The following is a 21,425-nucleotide window of genomic DNA, read 5'->3' as shown; positions in this document are numbered from 1 at the left end:
GCGGCGTGCAGGTTATCGACGGGGGAGGATGCGCGACAAGACCCTTTCGGCGCGGGTTCAGTCGCGGCGGAGCCAGAGGACGCCGAGCGGCGGCACGCGCAACGACGCCGACGCCACCATCCCGTGCCACGGCACGTTCTCGGCCTGCACCGCGCCGAGGTTGCCCACCCCGGACCCGCCATAGTGGTGGGCGTCGGTGTTGAGCACCTCGGTCCAGGTCCCGGCGGCGGGCAGGCCGACCCGGTAGCCCTCCAGCGGCCGGGCGGAGAAGTTCGCCACGCAGACCAGGGTCGCGCCGTCCGGGGCGATCCGGATGAACGAGACGGTGTTGTTGGCGACGTCGTCGCCGGCGATCCAGCGGAACCCGGCCGGCTCGGTGTCCTGCGCCCAGAGCGCCGGGGTGGCCCGGTAGATCCGGTTCAGGTCGCCGACCAGGCGCTGCACCCCGGCCCGGGCCGGGTCGTGCGTCAGGTACCAGTCGAGGCCGCGCTCCTCGCTCCACTCCCGGTCGTCGGCGAGCTCGCAGCCCATGAAGAGCAGCTGCTTGCCCGGGTGCGCCCACATGTACGCCAGGAGCGCCCGCACGTTGGCCAGCCGCTGCCAGGTGTCGCCGGGCATCTTGCCCACCAGGGAGCCCTTGCCGTGCACCACCTCGTCGTGGCTGATCGGCAGCACGTAGTTCTCGCTCCAGGCGTACGCCAGGGAGAAGGTGAGCTGATGGTGGTGGTGCTGCCGGTAGATCGGGTCCTTCGAGGTGTAGAGAAGGGTGTCGTGCATCCAGCCCATGTTCCACTTGAAGCCGAAGCCGAGCCCGCCCTCGTTGGTCGGCCGGGTCACCCCGGGCCAGGCGGTGGACTCCTCGGCAATCATCACCGCCCCGGCGTGGTGCTTGTAGACGCTGGCGTTGACCTCCTGGAGGAACGCGATGGCCTCCAGGTTCTCCCGGCCGCCGTGCACGTTGGGGGCCCACTGCCCCTCCTGGCGGGAGTAGTCCAGGTAGAGCATCGAGGCGACCGCGTCGACCCGCAGCCCGTCGACGTGGAACTGGTCCAGCCAGAAGAGCGCGTTGGCGACCAGGAAGTTGCGCACCTCACGGCGGCCGAAGTCGAAGACGTAGGTCCCCCAGTCGGGGTGTTCGCCGCGCCGCGGGTCGGGGTGCTCGTAGAGCGGGGTGCCGTCGAAGCGCGCGAGGGCCCACTCGTCCTTGGGGAAGTGCGCCGGCACCCAGTCGAGGAGCACCCCGATGCCGGCCTGGTGCAGCCGGTCCACCAGGTGGCGGAACTCGTCCGGGTCGCCGAATCGGGCGGTGGGGGCGTAGTAGCCGGTGACCTGGTAGCCCCAGGAGCCGCCGAACGGGTGCTCCATCACCGGCAGGAACTCCACGTGGGTGAAGCCGAGTTCGGTGACGTACGCGGTGAGCTGCTCGGCCAGCTCCCGGTAGCCGAGGCCGGGCCGCCACGAGCCGAGGTGCACCTCGTAGACGCTCATCGGCTCCTGGTGCGGCTGCCGCTTCGCCCGCCGCGCGAGCCAGTCGCCGTCACCCCACTCGTACGCCGAGTGGTGCACCACCGACGCGGTGGCCGGCGGGACCTCGGTGCGGGCCGCGAGGGGGTCCGCCTTGTCCCGCCAGTGCCCGTCGGCGCCGAGGATCCGGTACTTGTAGCGGGCGCCGGCGGCGGCCTCCGGCACGAAGACCTCCCACACGCCGCTCGACCCGAGCGAGCGCATCGGCCAGCCGTCGTCCGGGCCCCAGCCGGTGAAGTCGCCGACCACCCGCACCCCGCGGGCGTTGGGCGCCCAGACGGAGAACGCCACGCCCTCGTCGAAGACCCGGGCGCCGAGCGCCTCCCAGAGCCGCTCGTGCCGCCCCTCGCCGATCAGGTGCAGGTCCAGCTCGCCGACGGTGGGCGGGTAGCGGTAGGGGTCGTCGTGCACCGTGCCGTCCACCTCGACCCGGTAGTCGAGCACCTCCCCGGGCACCGCCGCCTCGAAGACGCCCACGTCGTGCACCCGCTTCATCGGATGCCGGTCGTCACCGACGAGCAAGGTCACGTCGGTGGCGCCGCGGCGCATGGTGCGGATGGTGGTGCGCCCGTCGGCGGGGTGCGCGCCGAGCACGGCGTGCGGGTCGTACGCCTCGCCGGCGATCAGCTGGTCCATCGTGCGTCGTCCTTCGCGGCCGGTGCGGTCGGGGCGGTGCCGCCGGAGAGGTCGGCGGGTACGTCTGCGACGGTCAGGTCGGGCACCGCCGGGGCCGGCGGTTCGGGCTCGGCCGGCGGTACGGGCCGGCGCACGGTGAACACGTGTGCGGGTTGCAGGTACGGGTCCAGCCGCACCGCGTTGTGCTGCCCCCAGTCGTAGCTGACCCCGCTCAGCTCGTCGTGCACGGTGAACCGTTCGTGCCAGTCGAAGCCGAGGGCCGGCATGTCGAGCGTGGTGTTGCCCCACTGCACCGTGCGCGAGTCGAACGAGCAGACCACGATGACCGTGTTGCCGGTGTCCGGGTCGTGCTTGGACCAGCAGAGCAGCGCCGGGTTGTCGATGTCGTGGAAGCGCAGGTTGCGCAGCCGGTGCAGGGCCGGATTCGCGCGGCGTACCCGGTTGAGGGTGGCGATGAACGGGGCGAGCGAGCGGCCCTGCTCCTGCGCCCCGGTCCAGTCCCGCGGGCGCAGCTCGTACTTCTCGTTGTCCAGATACTCCTCGGCGCCGGGGCGCGGGACGTGCTCGAAGAGCTCGTAGCCGGCGTACATTCCCCAGGAGGGGGAGAGCAGCGCGGCCAGCACCGCCCGGATCTTGAACATCGGCGGGCCGCCGTGCTGGAGCGACTCGTGGAGGATGTCCGGGGTGTTGGGCCAGAAGTTGGGTCGCATGTAGTCGGCCGCCGCGACCAGCTCCTCGCAGTACGCCCGCATCTCGGCCGCCGTCGTGCGCCAGGTGAAGTAGGTGTACGACTGGGTGAAGCCGATCTTGCCCAGCCCGTGCATGATCGCCGGGCGGGTGAACGCCTCGGCGAGGAAGAGCACGTCCGGGTCGACCTTCTTGACCTCCCGGATCAACCAGTGCCAGAAGTCGAACGGCTTGGTGTGCGGGTTGTCCACTCGGAAGATCCGGATGCCCTCGCCCACCCAGTGCAGCACCACGCGCAGGATCTCCGCCCGGATGCCCGCCGGGTCGTTGTCGAAGTTCAGCGGGTAGATGTCCTGGTACTTCTTCGGCGGGTTCTCCGCGTACGCGATGCTGCCGTCGGCCCGGGTGGTGAACCACTCCGGGTGCGCGGTCACCCACGGGTGGTCCGGGGCGCACTGCAACGCCAGGTCCATCGCCACCTCCAGGCCCTGCTCGGCCGCGGCGGCGATGAACGCGCGGAAGTCCTCGGGCGTACCCAGGTCGGGGTGGATGGCGTCGTGGCCGCCCTCGGCGGCGCCGATCGCCCACGGTGAGCCCACGTCGTCGGGCCCGGCGGTGAGCGCGTTGTTGCGGCCCTTGCGGTTGATCCGGCCGATCGGGTGGATCGGCGGCAGGTAGAGCACGTCGAAGCCCATCGCCGCGACGCCCGGCAGGCGTTCCGTCGCGGTGGCGAAGGTGCCCGACTGCGCGGGCGCGTCGACGGCGGCCGGGACCGCGCCCTCGGAGCGGGGGAAGAACTCGTACCACGCGGAGAAGAGGGCCCGGGGCCGGTCCACCCAGAGCCGGTGCTCGTCCCCGGTGGTGACCAACTCGCGGACCGGGTGGTCCCAGAGCAGCGCCGCCAGGTCCAGCGCCGGGCCGACCCGGCGGGGCAGGTCGAGGTCCTCGTCGCGCAGCGCAACGGCTGCGGCCCGGACCCGCCCGCGGTCGGCGTCCGGGACGAGCTCCAGCGCCGCTTCCAGCACCCGGGCCCCCTCGGCCAGGTCGTTGGCCAGGTCGGCCGGGCCCTGGCCGGCGGCGAGCTTCTTGGTGACGGCGTTCTGCCAGGTCAGGTAGGGGTCGTGGAACGCCTCGACGGTGAACCGCCAGGTGCCGACGGCGTCCGGTCGGATGGTGGCGTGCCAGCGGTCCTGGCCCGGTTCGCCGGGGCGCATCCGGGTGAACGGGCGGGCCGCGCCGTCCGGGCCGAGCCAGACCACGTTGCAGCCGAGCGCGTCGTGCCCCTCGCGGTAGGCGCGGGCCGACACCGGCACGAGCTCGCCGACCACCGCCTTGGCCGGGTAGCGACCGCAGGAGACGACGGGGGAGACGTCTTCGATCGGGAACCGTCCTGTCACCGGTTCAACCTACTGCGCGAGATCGCTTCGCGCTCGGGTCAGCCGGCGGCGCCAGCCGACCGGTACACCTCCAGCGTCCGCTGCGCGATGGCGTCCCAGGAGAAGTGCTCGACGGCCCGGCGACGGCCCGCCCGGCCGAACTCGACGATCCGTTCCGGGTCGGCCAGCAGCTCGTTGATCCGCCCCGCCAGGTCGGCCACGAACCGCCCCGGGTCAAGCGGCCGGCCGCTGCCGTCGGTGGCCTGTTCGATCGGCACCAGCAGCCCGGTCCCGCCGTCCACCACCACCTCCGGGATGCCGCCGGTGGCGGTGGCCACCACGGCCGTCTCGCAGGCCATCGCCTCCAGGTTCACGATGCCCATCGGCTCGTAGACGGACGGGCAGACGAAGATCGTGGCGTGGGTGAGCACCTGGATCACCTCGTGCTTCGGGAGCATCGCGGCCACCCAGATCACCCCCGACCGGTTGGCCCGCAGCTCCGCGACCAGCCCCTCCACCTCGGCGGCGATCTCCGGGGTGTCCGGCGCGCCGGCGAGCAGCACGAGCTGGGTGTCCGCCGGCAGCTCCCGGGCCGCCCGCAGCAGGTACGGCAGGCCCTTCTGCCGGGTGATCCGGCCGACGTACACCACGCTGGGCAGGGCCGGGTCGATGCCGAGCCGGTCCAGCACGTCGGTGCCCGGGTCCGGGGCGTACTGCGCGGTGTCGATGCCGTTGTGCACCACCCGCACCCGGTCCGGGTTCACCGCCGGGTAGGCCAGCAGCACGTCCTGGCGCATCCCCTCGCTGACCGCGATCACCGCGTCGGCCGCCTCGAACGCGGTCCGCTCGCACCAGGAGGAGAGCGCGTACCCGCCGCCGAGCTGCTCGGCCTTCCACGGGCGCAGCGGCTCCAGGCTGTGCGCGGTGACCACGTGCGGCACCCCGTGCAGCAGCTTCGCGGTGTGCCCGGCCAGGTTGGCGTACCAGGTGTGGCTGTGCACCACGTCGGTGCCGGCAGCGCCGGCGGCCATCTCCAGGTCGACACCCATGGTGCGCAGCGCGGCGTTCGCCCCGGCCAGCCCGGCCGGCTCCGGGTACGCGGTGACCCCCGGCTCGTCGCGCGGCGCGCCGAAGCAGTGCACCCGTACGTCGGCGAGGCGCCGCAGCTCGCGCGCCAGGTACTCGACGTGCACCCCGGCGCCGCCGTAGACCTCCGGCGGGTACTCCCGGGTGAGCAGGTCGACGCGCAGCCGTGCGGAATCGGTCATGCCCGGCACCCTAGTGCAGATTCCGACCCCGCACCCGGTGCGGAACTGTGCGCGTACGAGTGGTGAAGTTGGGGCTGGATGGTTAGCGTCTGAGCATGGCTGCCAAGGTGCTCGCGATCGTCCTGGCCGGCGGGGAGGGCAAGCGCCTGATGCCCCTCACCACCGACCGGGCGAAGCCGGCCGTCCCCTTCGGCGGGATGTACCGCATGGTCGACTTCGTCCTCTCGAACCTGGCCAACGCCGGCTATCTCAAGATCGTCGTGCTGACCCAGTACAAGTCCCATTCGTTGGACCGCCACATCTCCCAGACGTGGCGGATGTCGACGATGCTCGGCAACTACGTCACCCCGGTGCCCGCGCAGCAGCGCCGTGGCCCGTGGTGGTTCGCCGGCTCGGCCGACGCGATCTACCAGAGCTTCAACCTGATCAACGATGAGCAGCCGGAGCATGTGATCGTCTTCGGCGCCGATCACATCTACCGGATGGACCCGCGGCAGATGGTGGAGGACCACATCGCCTCCGGCGCCGCGGTCACCGTGGCCGGCATCCGGCAGCCGCTGTCGATGGCCGACCAGTTCGGCGTGATCGAGGTCGGCCAGGACGGCCGCCGCATCCGGGCGTTCCGCGAAAAGCCCACCGACGCGGTGGGGCTGCCCGACGCGCCGGACCAGATCTACGCCTCGATGGGCAACTACGTCTTCACCACGAAGGCGCTCTGCGAGGCGGTCGAGCGCGACGCCGAGGACAAGACCAGCAAGCACGACATGGGCGGCAGCATCATCCCGATGCTGGTCGAGCGGGGCGAGGCCAACGTCTACGACTTCAAGGACAACGAGGTCCCCGGCAGCACCGACCGGGACCGCGGCTACTGGCGGGACGTGGGGACGCTCGACTCCTTCTACGACGCCCACATGGACCTGATCAACGTCCACCCGGTGTTCAACCTCTACAACTTCGACTGGCCGATCTACAGCAACCAGCCGCCGTACCCGCCCGCGAAGTTCGTTCACGCCTGGGGCGAGCGGATCGGCCGGGCGGTCAGCTCGATGGTCTCGCCCGGGTCGGTGATCTCGGGCTCGCTGGTGGAGAACTCGATCGTCTCGCCGAAGGTGAAGGTCCACTCCTGGGCGCACGTGGACGGCTCGGTGCTCATGGAGGGTGTCGAGATCGGCCGGCACGCGGTCGTCCGGCGGGCCATCCTGGACAAGAACGTCTACGTTCCGGAGGGCGCCGAGATCGGCGTCGACCTGGAGAAGGACCGGCAGCGCTACACCGTCTCCGACAACGGCATCGTCGTCATCGGCAAGGGTCAGCGCGTCGAGCCCTGACCGCCCGTGCTTTCGAGGAGGATCCCGCAGTGGCCCACCCCCGTGCCGGCCAGCCCGCCGAGCCCGCCGACCTGGTCGACGTGCCCCGGCTGGTCACCGCCTACTACGCCGAGCACCCGGATCCGGCCGACCCGGCGCAGCAGGTCTCCTTCGGCACCTCCGGGCACCGCGGGTCCAGCCTGAAGAACGCCTTCAACGAGGACCACATCCTCGCCGTCACCCAGGCGCTCTGCGACTACCGGCGGGAGCAGGGCCTGGACGGCCCGCTCTTCCTCGCCCGGGACACCCACGCGCTCTCCGCCCCGGCGGAGGTCAGCGCGTTGGAGGTGCTCGCCGCCAACGACGTCACCGTGCTGCGGGACAGCCGCAACGGCTACACCCCCACCCCGGCGCTGTCGCACGCCATCCTCACCCACAACCGGGGGCGGACCGCCGGGCTCGCCGACGGCATCGTGATCACCCCGTCGCACAACCCGCCGGACGACGGCGGCTTCAAGTACAACCCCACCCACGGCGGGCCCGCCGACAGCGACGTCACGAAGTGGATCCAGGACCGCGCGAACAGCATCCTCGCCGCCGGGCTCAAGGAGGTGAAGCGCATCCCGTACGCGCGGGCGCGCGCCGCCGACACCACCGGGGAGTACGACTTCCTCGCCCGGTACGTCGACGACCTGCCCGCGGTGCTGGACATCGCCGCGATCCGCGACGCCGGGGTGCGCATCGGCGCCGACCCGATGGGCGGGGCGAGCGTGGCGTACTGGGGGGAGATCGCCGAACGGCACCGGCTCGACCTCACCGTGATCAACCCGAACGTCGACCCGACCTGGCGGTTCATGACCCTGGACGGGGACGGCAAGATCCGGATGGACTGCTCCTCACCGAACGCGATGGCCTCGCTGATCGCGGCCCGCGACCGGTTCGCGGTCTCCACCGGCAACGACGCCGACGCCGACCGGCACGGCATCGTCACGCCGGACGGTGGCCTGATGAACCCCAACCACTACCTGGCCGTGGCCATCGGCCACCTCTTCCGGACCCGGGAGCAGTGGGGGCCGGCGGCGGCGGTCGGCAAGACGCTGGTCTCCTCCTCAATGATCGACCGGGTCGCCGAGGACCTGGGGCGGCCGCTGCTGGAGGTGCCGGTCGGCTTCAAGTGGTTCGTGCCCGGCCTGCTCGACGGGGCGGTCGGCTTCGGCGGCGAGGAGAGCGCCGGCGCGTCCTTCCTGCGCCGCGACGGCGGCACCTGGACCACCGACAAGGACGGCATCCTGCTCTGCCTGCTCGCCTCGGAGATCATCGCCACCACTGGGAAGACCCCGAGCCAGCACTGGGCCGAGCTGGCCGAGCGCTTCGGCGCACCCGCGTACGCCCGGATCGACGCCCCGGCCAGCCGCGAGCAGAAGGCGGTGCTGGCCAAGCTGTCACCCGATCAGGTGACCGCGGCGGAGCTGGCCGGCGAGCCGATCACCGCCATCCTCACCACCGCCCCCGGCAACGGCGCGTCGATCGGTGGGCTGAAGGTGACCACGGCGTCGGGCTGGTTCGCCGCCCGGCCGTCCGGCACGGAGGACGTCTACAAGATCTACGCGGAGTCGTTCCACGGGCCCGAGCACCTCTCCCGGATCCAGGAGGAGGCGAAGGCCCTGGTCGACGCGGTGCTGGCGAAAGCCTGAACAGGTGGCGGCGCCGGGTCTTCCGGGCGGCTTCCCGGTCAGCAGGGCGGCTGCAGCTCGCGCTGCTGTCGAACCTCGTCGGGGAGCAGCTCGCGGAGCTGGTCGGGCAGGAACGGCAGGTCGAGCAGGCTCAGCTTGAGCTGGTTGCGCTCCCGGTAGCGACCTGGGTCGAAGCGGACCACCAGGCCGGCGTCCCGGCGGTAGCTGATGTCCACGGCCCCCTCGGTCGCCGCGTCCCGGATCACCAGCCCGTCCATCTCGACGGCGACCGCCGCCGAATTGGGCTGAAGCTCCAGCCGGATGCTCTCCTCCGGCGCGAGCACCACCGACCGGGAGATGCCGGCCATCGGCGCCGACGGGGTCACCACCACCGCGTCCACCGCCGGGGAGACCAGCGGGCCGCCCGCCGCGTAGCTGTACGCCGTCGAGCCGGTCGGCGTGCTGATCACCAGGGCGTCGCAGCGGTAGTACCCGTATCGCCGGCCGTCCACGGCGAGGGTGGCGGTGACGAAGCCGGAGCCGGGCTGACGGACCAGCGCGACGTCGTTGAAGGCCACCACGTCGTCGCCGCACACGTCGCAGGCGAGGCAGGCGTGCGACTCGACGGTGAAATCGTGTGCGACGAGCCGGTCGAGCGCTGCCGGCAGGTCCGGCGGCTCGACCTCCACGAGGAACCCGAGCCGGCCCAGGTGCACCCCCAGCACCGGCTTCGGGTTGCGGACGGCCGAGCGCAGCGCACCCAGCATGGTGCCGTCCCCGCCGATGCTGATCAGCGCGTCCGCGCGGACGGCCACCTCGCTCGCCGGGACCGGCTCGACGCTGTGCGGCACCCGGTGCGCGTCCTCCGCGCGCACCATCAGCGTCTTGCGGTGGCGCGCCGCCCACCGCTCGATGATCCCGACCACCTCGGAGACGTCCCGAGTGGGGTGCAGCATCAGACCCAGCCCCGCCACCTATACAGCTCACCACATCGGCGGCGGACGCGCCGGACGTCGCGGAAGCTGCGCCGGCCGCAGGGGAGGTGCCGGCTGGGCCACACTCCCGACGGGTGCGGTCACCGGCGGGTCAACTGTGGATGCGGACGCGTTCCACCGGCGCATGACGCGCGGCGGTGGCCGGAATCCGGCCGCGTGGGCCGCCGACCCGGCGGGCCAGCAGCGCCATGGACATCAGCGACAGGCCGGCGTACAGGGCGATGGACGCCAGCGCGGCGCCCGTCATCCCCCAGATCGGAATGGCAAACCCGTAGAGCGCCGCGGCGCCGACCGCGCTGGCTGCGCCGATGACCGCAGCGGTCCGGCTCCATCCGCCGCCGAGCAGCGCCCGGCCGGCCACCCAGTACGGGGCGAGGCAGATCTCCGCGACGAGCAGCGGGAAGAGCAGGTGGCGAGCGGGCGCGAAGTCCTCGCCGAAGACCGGGACCAGGAGGAGCCAGCCGCCGAGCGCGATGGCGATGCTGCTCAACGTGGCGCCGCCGAGAGCCCAGACGATGTGCCGGCCGGGCCAGAATCGGGCGCCAGCGGTGGCGGCATCATTCAGGGAAACCTGCCCGATGGCGAGCGGAATCAGCCCGGCCATCCCGCTCATCGTGGCCCCCAGCGAGTAGATCCCGACCGCGGTGGTGCCGGCCACGACACCGAGGATGTACCGGTCTGCGCGCTGCGCCAGGACGATGCCGATGTTGAGCCCGAGCGACGGGACGCCCTGGCGGAACAGGGCGCGCAGCACCTGCCCCGACGGGGCCACCGGGCGGATCAGGCCCCGCCGGCGCAGCGGCCGCAAGCGCGCCACCATGGCCGCGAGCACTCCCGTGCCCTGCAGCAGCAGGAGCAGCCAGGCCTGGGCGGAGATCGCGATGGCGACCAGCAGCCCGGCGAGACCGGCCACCACCGACGCCAGGTTCCAGGTGGCGCCCTGCCGGAACTCTGCGACGGCGTAGAACAGTTCGTTGGACTGCCACAGCAGGACCTGGGCGAGCGTCGAGACGGCGACCGCCACGAGCAGGCGCGGGTCGGCGAGGCCAGCGTCGATGGCGGGGGCGGACACCCGGACAGCGACGACGGCCAGAGCGGCCCCGAGGGCGGCCAGGCCGAGGGTGAGCCACAGGTAGGAGCCGAGCAACGATCCCCGGGCCGCCTCGTCGTCGACCCGGGGGAGTTGCGCGCGTAGCGCGATGCCGGTCCCGAGCGGTGCGATCATGGCGACGACTCCGCTGATCGTCAGGACGAGCACCATCGCGCCCCGCTCATCGGCGCCCAAGGCGACGGTGGCTGCCATGGCGCCGGCGCTGTTGGCCGCAGCCGTCAGCGCGCTGGCCCCGGTCAGCATCGCGACGGCCCGGGTGCGGTTCCGAGCCACCGCGCTACCTCCTGGTCGCTGCTGGTCGGGTCCGCGGAGCGCCACGGCCGGCCCGGGCGGGCGGCCTGCTCTCGCGACGTGTCACCGGCTCCGCCGCTATCCGGACCGGGTGTACATGGCCAGGTGCTGCTCCGCCGCGGTCGTTAGCGAGAAGACGCTTGCCTCGAACCGCCGCACCGCCTCCTCGACGTCGTGCCCCTGGCCGGGTCGGAGTCCCAGCGTCTGAACCGCCTCCGCCCAGTCCTGGGCTGGTGCGGTGACGTCCAGCGTCGTCAGGCCAGGGAGGTGGTCGCGGATGAATCGGATACCGGGGAGGTCAGCGGCCACGACCGGCGTGCCGAGCGCCAGGGCCTCCAGCACCGTACCCGGTAGCCCTTCCCGCTCGGCGGGGTGAAGCAGCAGGTCCGCCTGGCGGAGGAGCCCACCGACGTCGTCGCGCGGGCCGAGCAGGTGCACCCGGTCCGCGACCCCGTGGGCCCGGGCCGCGGCGAGCACCTCGCGATCGTCGACGCGATCCCTCGGCCCCACCAGTACCGCCCGGGCAGCGATTCCCCGAGCCCCCAGCGCCGCGATGATCGCCGGAACCATGGGCCGTCGTTTGACCGGAGCCGGCCGGCAGACGCAGAGGCAGAGCAACTCCCCGGGGGTGGCAGCGACAGTGGCGCGGAGGTTGACGGCGGACGGCTGCCGTAGCCGGTCCAGGTCATGACCGTTGGCGAGCACCCGACAGCGGGCATCCGACTCCCACGACCGTCGGTAGAGATGGGTGAGGGTGCCGGGCGCCACCCCGATGATGTCGGTGGCGAACGTCGAGATCAGTTTCCGCATCACCGCTCGTTGCCACCGCCGGCGGAGGGTGTCGGGGTGGCCGTCTCCGTCATTGTGGAAGTGCGCTATCCGCACCGGACGGCCGGCCAGCGCGGCCAGGAGCAGGGGAACGCCGGAGAAGGTTGCCACCTCCGAGTGCACGGCGCGTGGCCGGAGCTGCCGGATCAGCCGGAGGAAGCGCAGCGGAAAGCGCGCATCGATCGGAAGCGGATGCACGTGGGCGCCGAACTGTTCGGCCACCGGGGCCATCGACCCCTTCCGGCCGCTGAGGGTGACGAAGTGCGGGATCACCCCGGCCGCGACCAGCCTGGGTATCAGCTCGATGGCACGCTGCTCGGCGCCGCCGGTGTCCAGGGATCCGAGCACCCGGATCACCCGGATCGGCGGCGGACGGTCGCGCTCGGCGGCGGCGGACGCCGCAAGATCCACCTCTTCGACGGACATGGGACTCCTCGGGCTGCTTGCCGGCCGTCACCCAGACGGGCTAAAAGGTCAATCCCGTTGTATCAGCTCTTGATGCCCTCGAACCCCACTATCGGTCGAATAACGGCGAAAACCGTCTTTCGGAGCAAAGAGTGCGTGAACCTGACTACTCTCAATCCCGGCTCGGCCGAGGAAGCATCCCGGGTCAGAAGCGTGTCGTCGGCCCGCTGTCGAGCCGCCACCAACATGGACGCGATTCGGAAAGCGGGGCGTGTGAATACGATGCGGCTACTGGTCACCGGCGGGGCCGGCTTTGTCGGCAGCAACCTGGTCCGCGCCGCCCTGCGGCACGGGGGCTACGCCGACGTGCGAGTGATCGATGACTTCTCCACCGGCGTGGAGCGCAATCTCGCCGGGATCGAGGCGGAGGTGATCCGCGGATCCATCCTGGACGGCGAGGCGCTGAGCCGAGCGATGCTCGGCCGTGACGCGGTCGTGCACCTCGCCGCGCTGCCGAGCGTGCCCCGCTCGATCGCCGACCCGGTCTCGACACACGCCGCCAACGCCACCGGAACGCTCTGCGTGCTGGAGGCGGCCCGCCGGGCCGACGTGCCCCACGTCGTCGTGGCGTCGTCGTCCTCGGTCTACGGCGCGAACCCCGTCCTGCCCAAGGATGAGCTGGCCTGGACCAGGCCGATGAGCCCGTACGCGGTGAGCAAGTTGTCGACCGAGGCGTACGCCCTTGCCTACCAGGCATGCTTCGGGCTGCCCACCCTCGCCTTCCGGTTCTTCAACATCTTCGGCCCCGGCCAGCGCCACGACCACGCGTACGCGGCCGTGATTCCCCGGTTCGTGCACGCCGCGCTGCGGGGAGAGCCGGTGGTCGTCCACGGCGACGGCCGGCAGTCCCGCGACTTCACCTACGTGGAGACCGTGTGCCGGGTGCTGCTCGACGCGGTGACGCGCCGGGTGCAGCACGCACAGCCGGTGAACCTGGCGTTCGGCAACCGGATCGAGCTTCAGACGGTCCTGACCCAGCTGGAGCAGATCATCGGGCGGCCGATCGAGCGCACCATGCTCGCCCCCCGGCCCGGCGACGTCCGGCACTCCCAGGCCGACACCGGCACCCTGCGTCAACTCTTCCCCGACGTCGCCCCGACGCCGGTCGAGGACGGACTCCGGGCCACGGTGGAGTGGTTCCGAGGATGGCTGCCGGCCCCGGCGCCACGGGAGCGCGCCGGCCACGCGGAGGCGCTGGGCTCAACCGTTGCGGTGACCTCCCCGTCCTGATGTCCCGGCCGGCCCGCATGAGCGGGCCGGCCGTGTCACGCGTTGCTGGTCGCCGGAGCAGGTTGCTGGGTGAGCGCCCGCAGTCGGCGGTAGAACGCCTCCCGCCGCTCCGCCAGGGCTTCCGCGGAGTAACGTCCGGAGTGCGCGAGGTTCCGGGCGGAGGCCGCCGCCATCCGGGCCGGGTCGGCCAGCATACGGGCGATCGCGTCCGCCAACCCGGTCGGGTCGTCCGGCGCCACGAGGTCCTCGTCGGTCAACAGCTCCGGCACTCCACCGACGCTGGCCCCGATCGCCGGCAACCCTCGTGCCATCGCTTCGATGAGCGCCCGGGGAAGCCCCTCCGTCCGTGACGGCAGGACGAACAGGTCGGCCGCGTCGAGCCGCTGCCGTACCGGCTCGCCGGCGGGCACCGCACCGAGCAGGACCACCCGGTCGGCCACGCCGAGCCGGGCCGCGAGCTGTTCGAGCCGGGACTGGTACGCGCCGCCGCCGACGTGGACCAGGCGCAGGCGGGTGCCGGCGGACGTCAACCGGGCGACCGCCTCGATCAGGGTGTCGATGCCCTTGTAGAGCTGGTCCAGTGACCCCACCGACACCAGGGTCCAGGTCTCCGGCGATCCAGCGCGCCGCCTCGGTTGCGGGACGTACGCCGCCGGCGGCAGGTCGACGCTCGAGTAGGCCGCGACGACGGCGTCGCGACGGGCGGGATACCGGGCCTGCAGGCACCGCTCCGTCACGTAGGAGACCGCCCTGGCGGACGCACACTGACGACGCAGCGTCCGGACCGACCACTGCCGCAGGAGCGGTCGCAGCGGATGGCTCACCACCCCCGGCGCCAACACGTCGTACGGGTCGCCCACCACCTCCAGCCCGTACGGCAGCCCTCGCCGGCGACGGTCGCTCGCCAGCAGCCCGCCGATGGGCGAGGGGACCCGCAGGATCACCGCGTCGGCGTGATCCGCCGCGGCGCGTACCGCCGCACCGACCCTCCGCCGGAACCGCAGGTACTCCTGCGGCCCGACGTAGTGCGGCACCGGCCACACCTCGACCTGGCTCCCGTCGACCCGTACCGCGCCGTCTGCGGGCGCCGGGACGTCCAACGTTCGGGCCACCACGCGGACCTGCTCGAAGGTTGTCAGGTAGCGCGTCCAGAACCGGTGGCTGGCGCTGCTGCCGACAGTCCAGACCGCGCCGTCCGGCGTACGGGAGAACCGGGCCTCGGTGCTCACCACCACCCTCATCGGTGACCCACCGACCCCTCGACGACGTCGGTCGCCCGGGTGGCGCGCTCCCTGGCGCGTCGCTCAGCCAGCTCGGCGCAGCCGCCAAGGCTCTCCGAGGGGTCAGGCGGCAGCCGCGAGGGGCGGGCGGAAGGACGGTGGATGGCCATGGTGTCTCCAATCCGGATAATGCGACGCAGGCCGCCGCCGATCATCGGCCGGTACCCGTTGTCACCAGGGCTGCGCCGGCTGTTGGCAGAGCCAGGAGAGGCGCTCGACAACCTTCTCCGGGTCGTCGAACGGGTCGAGCGCGGTGACCTCGGCGGGGCTGAGCGGTGGCACCGGCACGTGCGAGATGAGCGGATGCAGCGGGCGCAGGTCCGGCTCATCCGCACCGAAGAGGTCCTCGTGCAGCTTCTCGCCGGGACGGAGGCCGGTGTAGACGATGCGAGTGGGGCCGGGGGCCTGGTCGGCGAGCTGTCGGGCGAGGTCGTTGATGCGTACCGGTTCGCCCATGTCCAGGACCAACGCCTCGCCGGCCCGCCCGATGGCCGCGGCTTGCAGGACGAGGTGAACCGCCTCCTGGACCGTCATCAGGTAGCGGGTCACCTCGGGGTGGGTCACGGTGATGGGCAGCCCCGCCTCGATCTGCGCCCGGAACGCGGTCACCACCGAGCCGCGGCTGCTCAGCACGTTGCCGAAGCGGACGCTGAGGAAGGTGCCGGGGTAGGTCTGCGCGGCGTGCGCGGTCAGCCGCTCGGTTATCCGCTTGGAGTAGCCGAGCACGCTCACCGGATCGGCGGCCTTGTCCGTGGAGATGTTGACGAACTTCGCCACGTCCCGGCAGGCGTCGAGGACCGCCTGGGTGCCCCAGACGTTGGTCTTGACCGCCTCACCGGGGTGTTGCTGCAGCAGCGGAAGGTGCTTGAGCGCGGCGGCGTGGAAGATGATGTCCGGTCGCCGCCGTTCGATGATCCGCCGAATGCCCTCGTGGTCGCGGAGGTCGGCGAGGATCAGCCGTGGGTCGTCCAGCAGGGCCTGTCCGGTGAGGGCGAGCTGCAGGCTGTGCAGCGCCGACTCGTCGCGGTCGAGCATCATCAGCTCGCCCGGGCCGGCCCGCATGATCTGCCGGCACAGCTCCGAGCCGATCGACCCGCCGGCTCCGGTCACCAGGATTCGCCGTCCGGCGAGCCCGCTCTCGTTGGTCACCGGGTCGCTCACCACCTGCCGCCGCCCGAGCAGGTCGGCGACGTTCGGGCTACGCATGTCGCTGACCCGGATCCGGTGGTCCACGAGCTCGCCGACCGGTGGGAGCACCTTGAACTCCGCTCCGGCCGCGAGCGTGAGCCGGCGGATCTCGCGGATCAGTTCCGCGTCCGCGTTGGCCACGGAGAAGACCAGCGTCCGGGCGCCGGTCCGCTGGATGGTGCTGGCGATCTCGCGTCGGCCGCCGAGGACCGGCACGCCGCTGATCCGAAGGTGCAGCTTCGCCGGGTCGTCGTCGAGCAGCCCCACCGGGAGGTAGCGGCCTCGCGGCTCGCTGAGCAGCGCCCGGAGCAACGCCTGTCCGGCCGAGCCGAGGCCGAACAGCAGCACCGGGGTCGCGGAGCGCGCGTCCGGGCGCAATGCCCGGTCGCGTCGGGCCCGGTACGCGGAACGGATGGTGAGCATGCAGAGCAGGGCGATCGCGGCCCCGACCAGGGGCGAGCTGGCGGGCACGGGTCGTTCCGCGAGCGCGACGATGGTGAGCAGGACAGCCAGGGCGGTGCAGGCGGTCGTGGCGGCCAGAGCCCGTGCTTCCTGCATGCTCCCCACCGGAAAGCGGCCCCAGCGCCTGCGCTGGACCCACGAGATGCCGAGGTGAAGAACGCTGGCCGCCAGACCGACAGTTGCGGCCCGGGCCAGGTCAGCGGCGGTGACATGGAATTCGTACCGCGCCCACGTCGCCGTGGACAGGCCGACCGTCCAGGCCGCGCAGTCCAGGGCGACCAGCGGAGCCGTTGACCGGCGCCGGGCGATCCTCTGAGCGGGAGCCGCGGGGACGGGCTGGTGTGTGGTGGCGATGGGCGGCATGCGACCTCCGGCTGCATACGAGGTAGGAAGCGGCGCGGTGATTGACAGACCGCGCGAATCGGACAGAAATGTCCACAAACGAGAGCTTGATTGGTTGAGGTGCCGTCCGCGCCAGAGCTACAGAAATACACCCAATTGAGTGGAGCGACCCGGTTCTCTTCGTCCCTCAGGTCGAGCTGTAGCCGGGTACGGCGGCGGACACCACGCTGCCTCGGGCCGCCACCGGGTAACGGGGTCGCGGCTCGCGCGCCCACGCTGGTTCTGACCGGCGCTTCTGGAGCGACAGCCACGTCACGATCGCGAGGGGGGCCGCGTACTTGACCAGGAACCACGTGTTGTTGTCAAGGTCGTTGGCCAGGAACGCCGGCACCGACAGGAGTGGCACGAGCAGCTTGGCGGGCAGTGCCGGCTCGGCCGCCGCCCGTCGATACAGCCGCCGGAGCAGGCGGATGACCAGCCCGAGGACGGCGAAGGACGCCACGCCCCCCAGCGGACCGAAGTTCAGCACGGCTTCCCCCGCGAGGCCGTAGACCCGGCTCGAGGGGTTGCCGGACTCGAATCGGCCGGGGCCGTACATCACATCGGTGCCGACCGCGACCTTGTCCCTGGGCGGGTGAGGCAGGAGCGCGTTGGGAACAAGAATGGACACGTCCCCGAGGTAGGTGATCCCGAGCGCAGGCTCTCCCTGGCCATGAAGCTGGCGGTCGAGAATCAGCGCCTGGATGTCCGCCCGGCCGAAGTCACCGAGCAGCAGGGTGGGCAGGTCTCGGCCCGTGTCGGCGGAAAGCTCCTGAACGCTGCGGCTTCCGCGGGCGACGTCGAGCACCTCGGTGCCGGCGTCCTTGTAGATCCCGTACGCGTACAGGAAGGCGCCGGTGGCCAGGGAGATGACCAGGAGGGATCTCCGGGAGATCCGGACGATGAGCAGATGAACGAGGACCAGGCTCATCAGGATCGGATAGACGGTGTTGCTCCGGCTGCCCCGCAGTCCGCCGACGGTGAACTGGACGATCGCGAGGAGGACGACCAGCATCACGAGCGCACCGGGTCGCTTCGCCAGCGCGGCTCGCCAGCGAACGGCGGCCAGTGCGAAGGCCAGCATCGGAAAGGCCTCCGCGAGGAGCAGCAGCCAGCCGAGTCCGGCCAGTTGGTCCCGTTCGACGTCCTCGGCCACCAGCGTGAGATAGGCGGAGATGCCCCCGAAGCGTGCGCAGAGGACGGCGAACGCTGCCATGCTCAGCGCGACGGCCAGGAGTCCAAGCGGGTAGAAGTTCCGCGTATCCAGCTGGCGAACGGGTCGGCGCGGATCGGGAGACCGGTCCCGGAAGGACAGGACGAAGCGGTAGAGGAACAGCCCGACGACATTCACCAGGGCCATGGCACCCAGCGCCGACCGCCAGTCCGACGTTCCCGGCTCGAGAGTCGGCCAGCGATCGAGCATGACGTGCAGGATCGGCGCCAGGTAGAAGAAGTGAACCCCCAGCAGCGCCAGGATCCCTTGCGGGTGGAACGTGTCGAGGGCTCGCCGTAGCCACCGGACCACGTCGACAGCGATGAGGGCGCCGGCAATCGTGACGGGAACGAGGAACCAGTGGCGGAGCCTCGGGTCGATGAGGATGAGTGTCGCGCTGGCCGACGTCAGCACGACGGCGGAGACGACGTAATCGGCGACGAGGCTGCCCGGCTCCGGACCCGGTGTTCGGTCGCTTGCCCGGTTGCCGTCGGCGGAGAGTAGCGGGCCGTCGATCCGCATTCGGATTCCTTTCTGGTGCCGCCCGCCAGCGGCTGGTCACGTCCGTACGGTGCGGGAGGGTGGCGGTGTGTTGCTGCGACTGCGGTCAGAGCCGTTCGACGTTGTCTCCGTGGCAGCGACTACGGGCGTCGAAGACGTAGCTCGCCGTACGCGCGACGAGGTCGTAGTCGAGCGCGTCGTGGTCGGTGACCACCACCACCGCGTCCGCCGCGCGCAGCTCGTGCTCGGTCAGCCCCACGATGACCACGCCGGGAGGGATGTGGTCCGCCGCCGCGTGCGGCTCCACCGCGCGGACCTCGGCGCCGAGTGCCTGGAGGCGTCGGGTGATGTCTACGGCGGGTGAGTCGCGCATGTCGCCGGTGTTCTTCTTGTACGCCAGGCCGAGCAGCAGCAGGCGGGACCCGTTCACCGGCCGCCCCTGTCGATTCAGACCCGCCGTGATCCGCTGCACGACGTGCTCGGGCATCTGGTGGTTGATCTCGTTGGCCAGCTCGACGAAGCGGAACTGTCGGCCGAGCGTGCGCTTCACCTGCCAGGACAGGTAGCACGGGTCGATGGGCAGGCAGTGGCCACCCACTCCGGGACCGGGCCGGAAGGACATGAAACCGAACGGCTTGGTGGCCGCCGCGTCGATCGCCTGCCAGACGTCGACGTCGAGTTCGTGCGACAGCATCGTCAGCTCGTTGATCAGGGCGATGTTGACCTGCCGGAAGGTGTTCTCGATCAGTTTGGTGAGCTCGGCCACCCGGGTCGAAGCCACGGGCACGGTCTGCTCGACGATGCGCTGGTAGAACGCCTCGACGCGGCGTAGGGCAGCACCGTCCATACCGGACACGACCTTCGGGGTGTTCTCCAGTCGCCAGCGGGGATTGCCCGGGTCGATCCGCTCCGGGCTGTAGCCGAGGTGGAAGTCGCCGGGGCTCTGCAGGCCGCTTCCCGTCTCCAGCAGGCGACGGAGCAGTTCGTCCGTGGTGCCGGGGTAGGTGGTGGATTCGAGAATCACCGTGCAGCCCGCCCGCACGTACGGGGCGAGAGCGACGCCGGCCTGCTCGATGTGGCTGAGGTCGGGGGCGCCGTCACGCAGCGGGGTCGGAACCGTGATGACGCAGACGTCAAAGCCGGCGGCGTCGGCGTAGTCGGTGGTCGGGTGGTACCGGCCGCTGCCCAGGGCCCGCCCGAGGCGGCCGGCGGGGATGTCCTCGATGAAGGAGTCCCCGGCGGCGAGCCGTTTGGCCCGGCTCTCGTCGAGGTCGACGCCGGTCACGTCGAACCCCGCCTCCACCCCCCGCATCGCCAGCGGGAGGCCGACATATCCCTGGCCCACGACGACCAGCTTTCCCAGGGTCACCGCGCGCCACGATTCAGACACATAAGACATGGCAGCACGGTAACCGCCTAAGGTTCATACGTCCGCAAAACGGGTGACACGAGGCATATTCGCCCTTTTCCCCCCACCGGACGGACGCCGTATCGCGACAAAAAGCGCGTAACGGATGTACGGTGCGAAGGGTTAATACGGGGCGAAGCGGGTTCTCGTCGGAGTGGTCGCTAGCTACCGCCCGGGCCGGCTCGGCGACTCGTCGACCATGGAACGCCCCCGCTCTGCGCCCCTGTGGCGGCGAGGATCGCGTTCTTCTCCGAGCTGAAGGCGATGGCCGAGCGTCGCTGGCCGGGGGCCATCCACCAAGCGACCAAGGTGAAGGAAGGTTCACGTCACATGGCGGGACGTCGGGTACTGGTCCTACTGAAGACGAACAACGGGGGCATGTGGACGATCCCTCAGATAGAAGAGCTTCGTCGTCGCGACCATCACGTCACGGTCGTCATCCCGCCCGGCCCAGGGCGGTTGCGGACCGAACTGCAGACGCGAGGCATTCCGGTCGTCGACGCTCCGTTCGACTTCAGATTTCGGCCGACCGTCGCCACGTTGCGGGGGCTGTGGCGACTGCGGCGTCTCATTCGACAGCTCCGGCCGGACGTCCTCAAGTACCACCTGTACGCCTCGGCGCTCGCCGCCCGCCTCGCCACGCTGCAGCTTCCGCTGCGCCGCGTACACGTCGTCTGCGGACCGCTGTACCTCGAATCTCCGCTGATCCGCCCGATCGAGCGGCTCATGCGGCGGTTGGACGACGTGACGATCTGCTGCACGCAGCACATCTCGGAGCTCTACGGCCAGATCGGCTGCCCCGCCGAACGCCGGCCGGTTGTCCAGTTCGGCATTGATCTCGACTACTTCGCCCCGCCGTACCTCGCATCCGACGGCACCGAAGAGCCCGATTCCCGAACGGGCGCCCGGGAAAAGGCGCGAGCGGAGATCGGGGTGGACCCGGCCGGCTTCGTCGTCGTGATGGTCGGGCTCGTGTATCCGCCGAAACGCCTGGCGCACCGCGGGCGCGGCATCAAGGGTCACGACACCCTGCTGACCGCCTGGTCGTCCTTCCACGCCAAGCACCCGCGGTCGCAGCTGGTCCTGGTGGGGGAGGGCTTCACCGCGGCCGGCAAGGCGTACCGGCAGGAGTTGATCGACCGGTTCGGCGTCGAGCAGGATCCGAGCATCACCTGGTTGGGTTTCCAGCCCGATCTCCGCCCCTACTTCACGGCCGCCGATGTCGGCGTCGTCCCCTCGCTGTCCGAGGGGAGCAACGGCGTGGTGCGTGAGGCGTTGGCCATGGGCGTACCGAGCATCGTCAGCGACGCGGGGGGCCTTCCCGAGGCCGTCGACGACTCGGTCGGCTGGATATTTCCGCGGGGCGATGTCGGTGCGCTGACGTCCGCCCTGGATGCCGCGTACCGGGAATTCGAGAGCGGCCAACTGACCACCCGGAGTGGGCGCGCTCGCGAGCACGCGGTGCGGTCATTCGACAGGGGCCAGGCAGCGGCGGTCATGGCCGACATCGTCGAGCGAGCCGGCGGAGCGCGACGGCCGGGCAGAAGCAAGGTGGGAGCCTCACCCCTCCCGCGGAACAAATAGGATGAAAATGCCCACCA

Annotated in this window: 14 protein-coding genes; 4 read left to right on the top strand and 10 right to left on the bottom strand. The window is 71.3% G+C overall.

What is annotated here, in order from left to right; all coding sequences use genetic code 11:
- Positions 1-57: 57 nt before the first annotated feature.
- The 3 genes from glgB to glgA are packed head-to-tail and all read right to left on the bottom strand — an operon-like array spanning position 58 to position 5,491.
- The gene (glgB, locus tag Q2K19_RS00780) at positions 58-2,160 is read right to left on the bottom strand and encodes a 1,4-alpha-glucan branching protein GlgB (protein ID WP_302766729.1); all 2,103 of its coding nucleotides are present in this window, start codon (positions 2,158-2,160) and stop codon (positions 58-60) included.
- Positions 2,148-4,244, bottom strand: a complete 2,097-nt coding sequence (locus Q2K19_RS00775) for an alpha-1,4-glucan--maltose-1-phosphate maltosyltransferase (protein WP_302766727.1) — start codon at positions 4,242-4,244, stop codon at positions 2,148-2,150. The genes glgB and Q2K19_RS00775 overlap by 13 nt, the downstream gene beginning before the upstream one ends.
- A 38-nt stretch (positions 4,245-4,282) precedes the next feature.
- Entirely contained in the window at positions 4,283-5,491 is a 1,209-nt protein-coding gene (gene glgA, locus Q2K19_RS00770) for a glycogen synthase (protein WP_302766725.1), read from the bottom strand.
- Positions 5,492-5,586: 95 nt separating this feature from the next.
- Here glgA and glgC point away from each other — a divergent pair, with 95 nt between their 5' ends.
- Positions 5,587-6,819 carry a glucose-1-phosphate adenylyltransferase gene (gene glgC / locus Q2K19_RS00765; protein ID WP_302766724.1) on the top strand — a complete coding sequence of 411 codons (1,233 nt, stop codon included), beginning with the start codon at positions 5,587-5,589 and terminating at the stop codon, positions 6,817-6,819.
- A 29-nt stretch (positions 6,820-6,848) separates the two neighbouring features.
- Positions 6,849-8,492, top strand: a complete 1,644-nt coding sequence (pgm, locus tag Q2K19_RS00760) for a phosphoglucomutase (alpha-D-glucose-1,6-bisphosphate-dependent) (protein ID WP_302766723.1) — start codon at positions 6,849-6,851, stop codon at positions 8,490-8,492.
- Positions 8,493-8,530: 38 nt separating this feature from the next.
- Here the strand turns inward: pgm and Q2K19_RS00755 are convergent, their stop codons facing one another.
- From Q2K19_RS00755 to Q2K19_RS00745, 3 genes are all read right to left on the bottom strand, one after another.
- Complete coding sequence (locus Q2K19_RS00755) at positions 8,531-9,427, bottom strand: NAD(+)/NADH kinase (RefSeq protein WP_302766721.1); 897 nt, start codon at positions 9,425-9,427, stop codon at positions 8,531-8,533.
- 130 nt (positions 9,428-9,557) lie between these two features.
- A complete protein-coding gene (locus tag Q2K19_RS00750) occupies positions 9,558-10,850 on the bottom strand; it encodes a lipopolysaccharide biosynthesis protein (protein WP_302766720.1) in 1,293 nt (430 codons plus the stop codon).
- A gap of 96 nt (positions 10,851-10,946) precedes the next feature.
- Positions 10,947-12,122 (bottom strand): glycosyltransferase, encoded by a 1,176-nt coding sequence (locus Q2K19_RS00745; RefSeq protein WP_302766718.1) that lies wholly within the window; start codon positions 12,120-12,122, stop codon positions 10,947-10,949.
- Positions 12,123-12,383: 261 nt separating this feature from the next.
- Between Q2K19_RS00745 and Q2K19_RS00740 the strand changes: the two genes are divergently transcribed.
- Positions 12,384-13,391 (top strand): NAD-dependent epimerase/dehydratase family protein, encoded by a 1,008-nt coding sequence (locus Q2K19_RS00740; RefSeq protein WP_302772906.1) that lies wholly within the window; start codon positions 12,384-12,386, stop codon positions 13,389-13,391.
- Positions 13,392-13,426: 35 nt separating this feature from the next.
- On the opposite strand, the gene Q2K19_RS00735 is transcribed toward Q2K19_RS00740, so the two are convergent.
- The 4 genes from Q2K19_RS00735 to Q2K19_RS00720 form a co-directional block, all read right to left on the bottom strand.
- Complete coding sequence (locus tag Q2K19_RS00735) at positions 13,427-14,632, bottom strand: glycosyltransferase family 4 protein (protein ID WP_302766717.1); 1,206 nt, start codon at positions 14,630-14,632, stop codon at positions 13,427-13,429.
- A gap of 210 nt (positions 14,633-14,842) precedes the next feature.
- Entirely contained in the window at positions 14,843-16,684 is a 1,842-nt protein-coding gene (locus Q2K19_RS00730; RefSeq protein WP_446839716.1) for a polysaccharide biosynthesis protein, read from the bottom strand.
- A 166-nt stretch (positions 16,685-16,850) separates the two neighbouring features.
- Complete coding sequence (locus Q2K19_RS00725; protein ID WP_302766715.1) at positions 16,851-18,437, bottom strand: hypothetical protein; 1,587 nt, start codon at positions 18,435-18,437, stop codon at positions 16,851-16,853.
- A gap of 85 nt (positions 18,438-18,522) precedes the next feature.
- Positions 18,523-19,815 (bottom strand): nucleotide sugar dehydrogenase, encoded by a 1,293-nt coding sequence (locus Q2K19_RS00720; RefSeq protein ID WP_302766713.1) that lies wholly within the window; start codon positions 19,813-19,815, stop codon positions 18,523-18,525.
- Positions 19,816-20,049: 234 nt separating this feature from the next.
- On the opposite strand from Q2K19_RS00720, the gene Q2K19_RS00715 reads away from it, so the two are divergent.
- A complete protein-coding gene (locus Q2K19_RS00715) occupies positions 20,050-21,408 on the top strand; it encodes a glycosyltransferase (RefSeq protein ID WP_302766712.1) in 1,359 nt (452 codons plus the stop codon).
- Positions 21,409-21,425: the final 17 nt, after the last annotated feature.

It is taken from the genome of Micromonospora sp. NBRC 110009, from assembly GCF_030518795.1.
GTDB lineage: Bacteria > Actinomycetota > Actinomycetes > Mycobacteriales > Micromonosporaceae > Micromonospora.
Note: the sequence above shows the minus strand (reverse complement) of the source record. Positions and strands in the feature narration are given on the sequence as shown.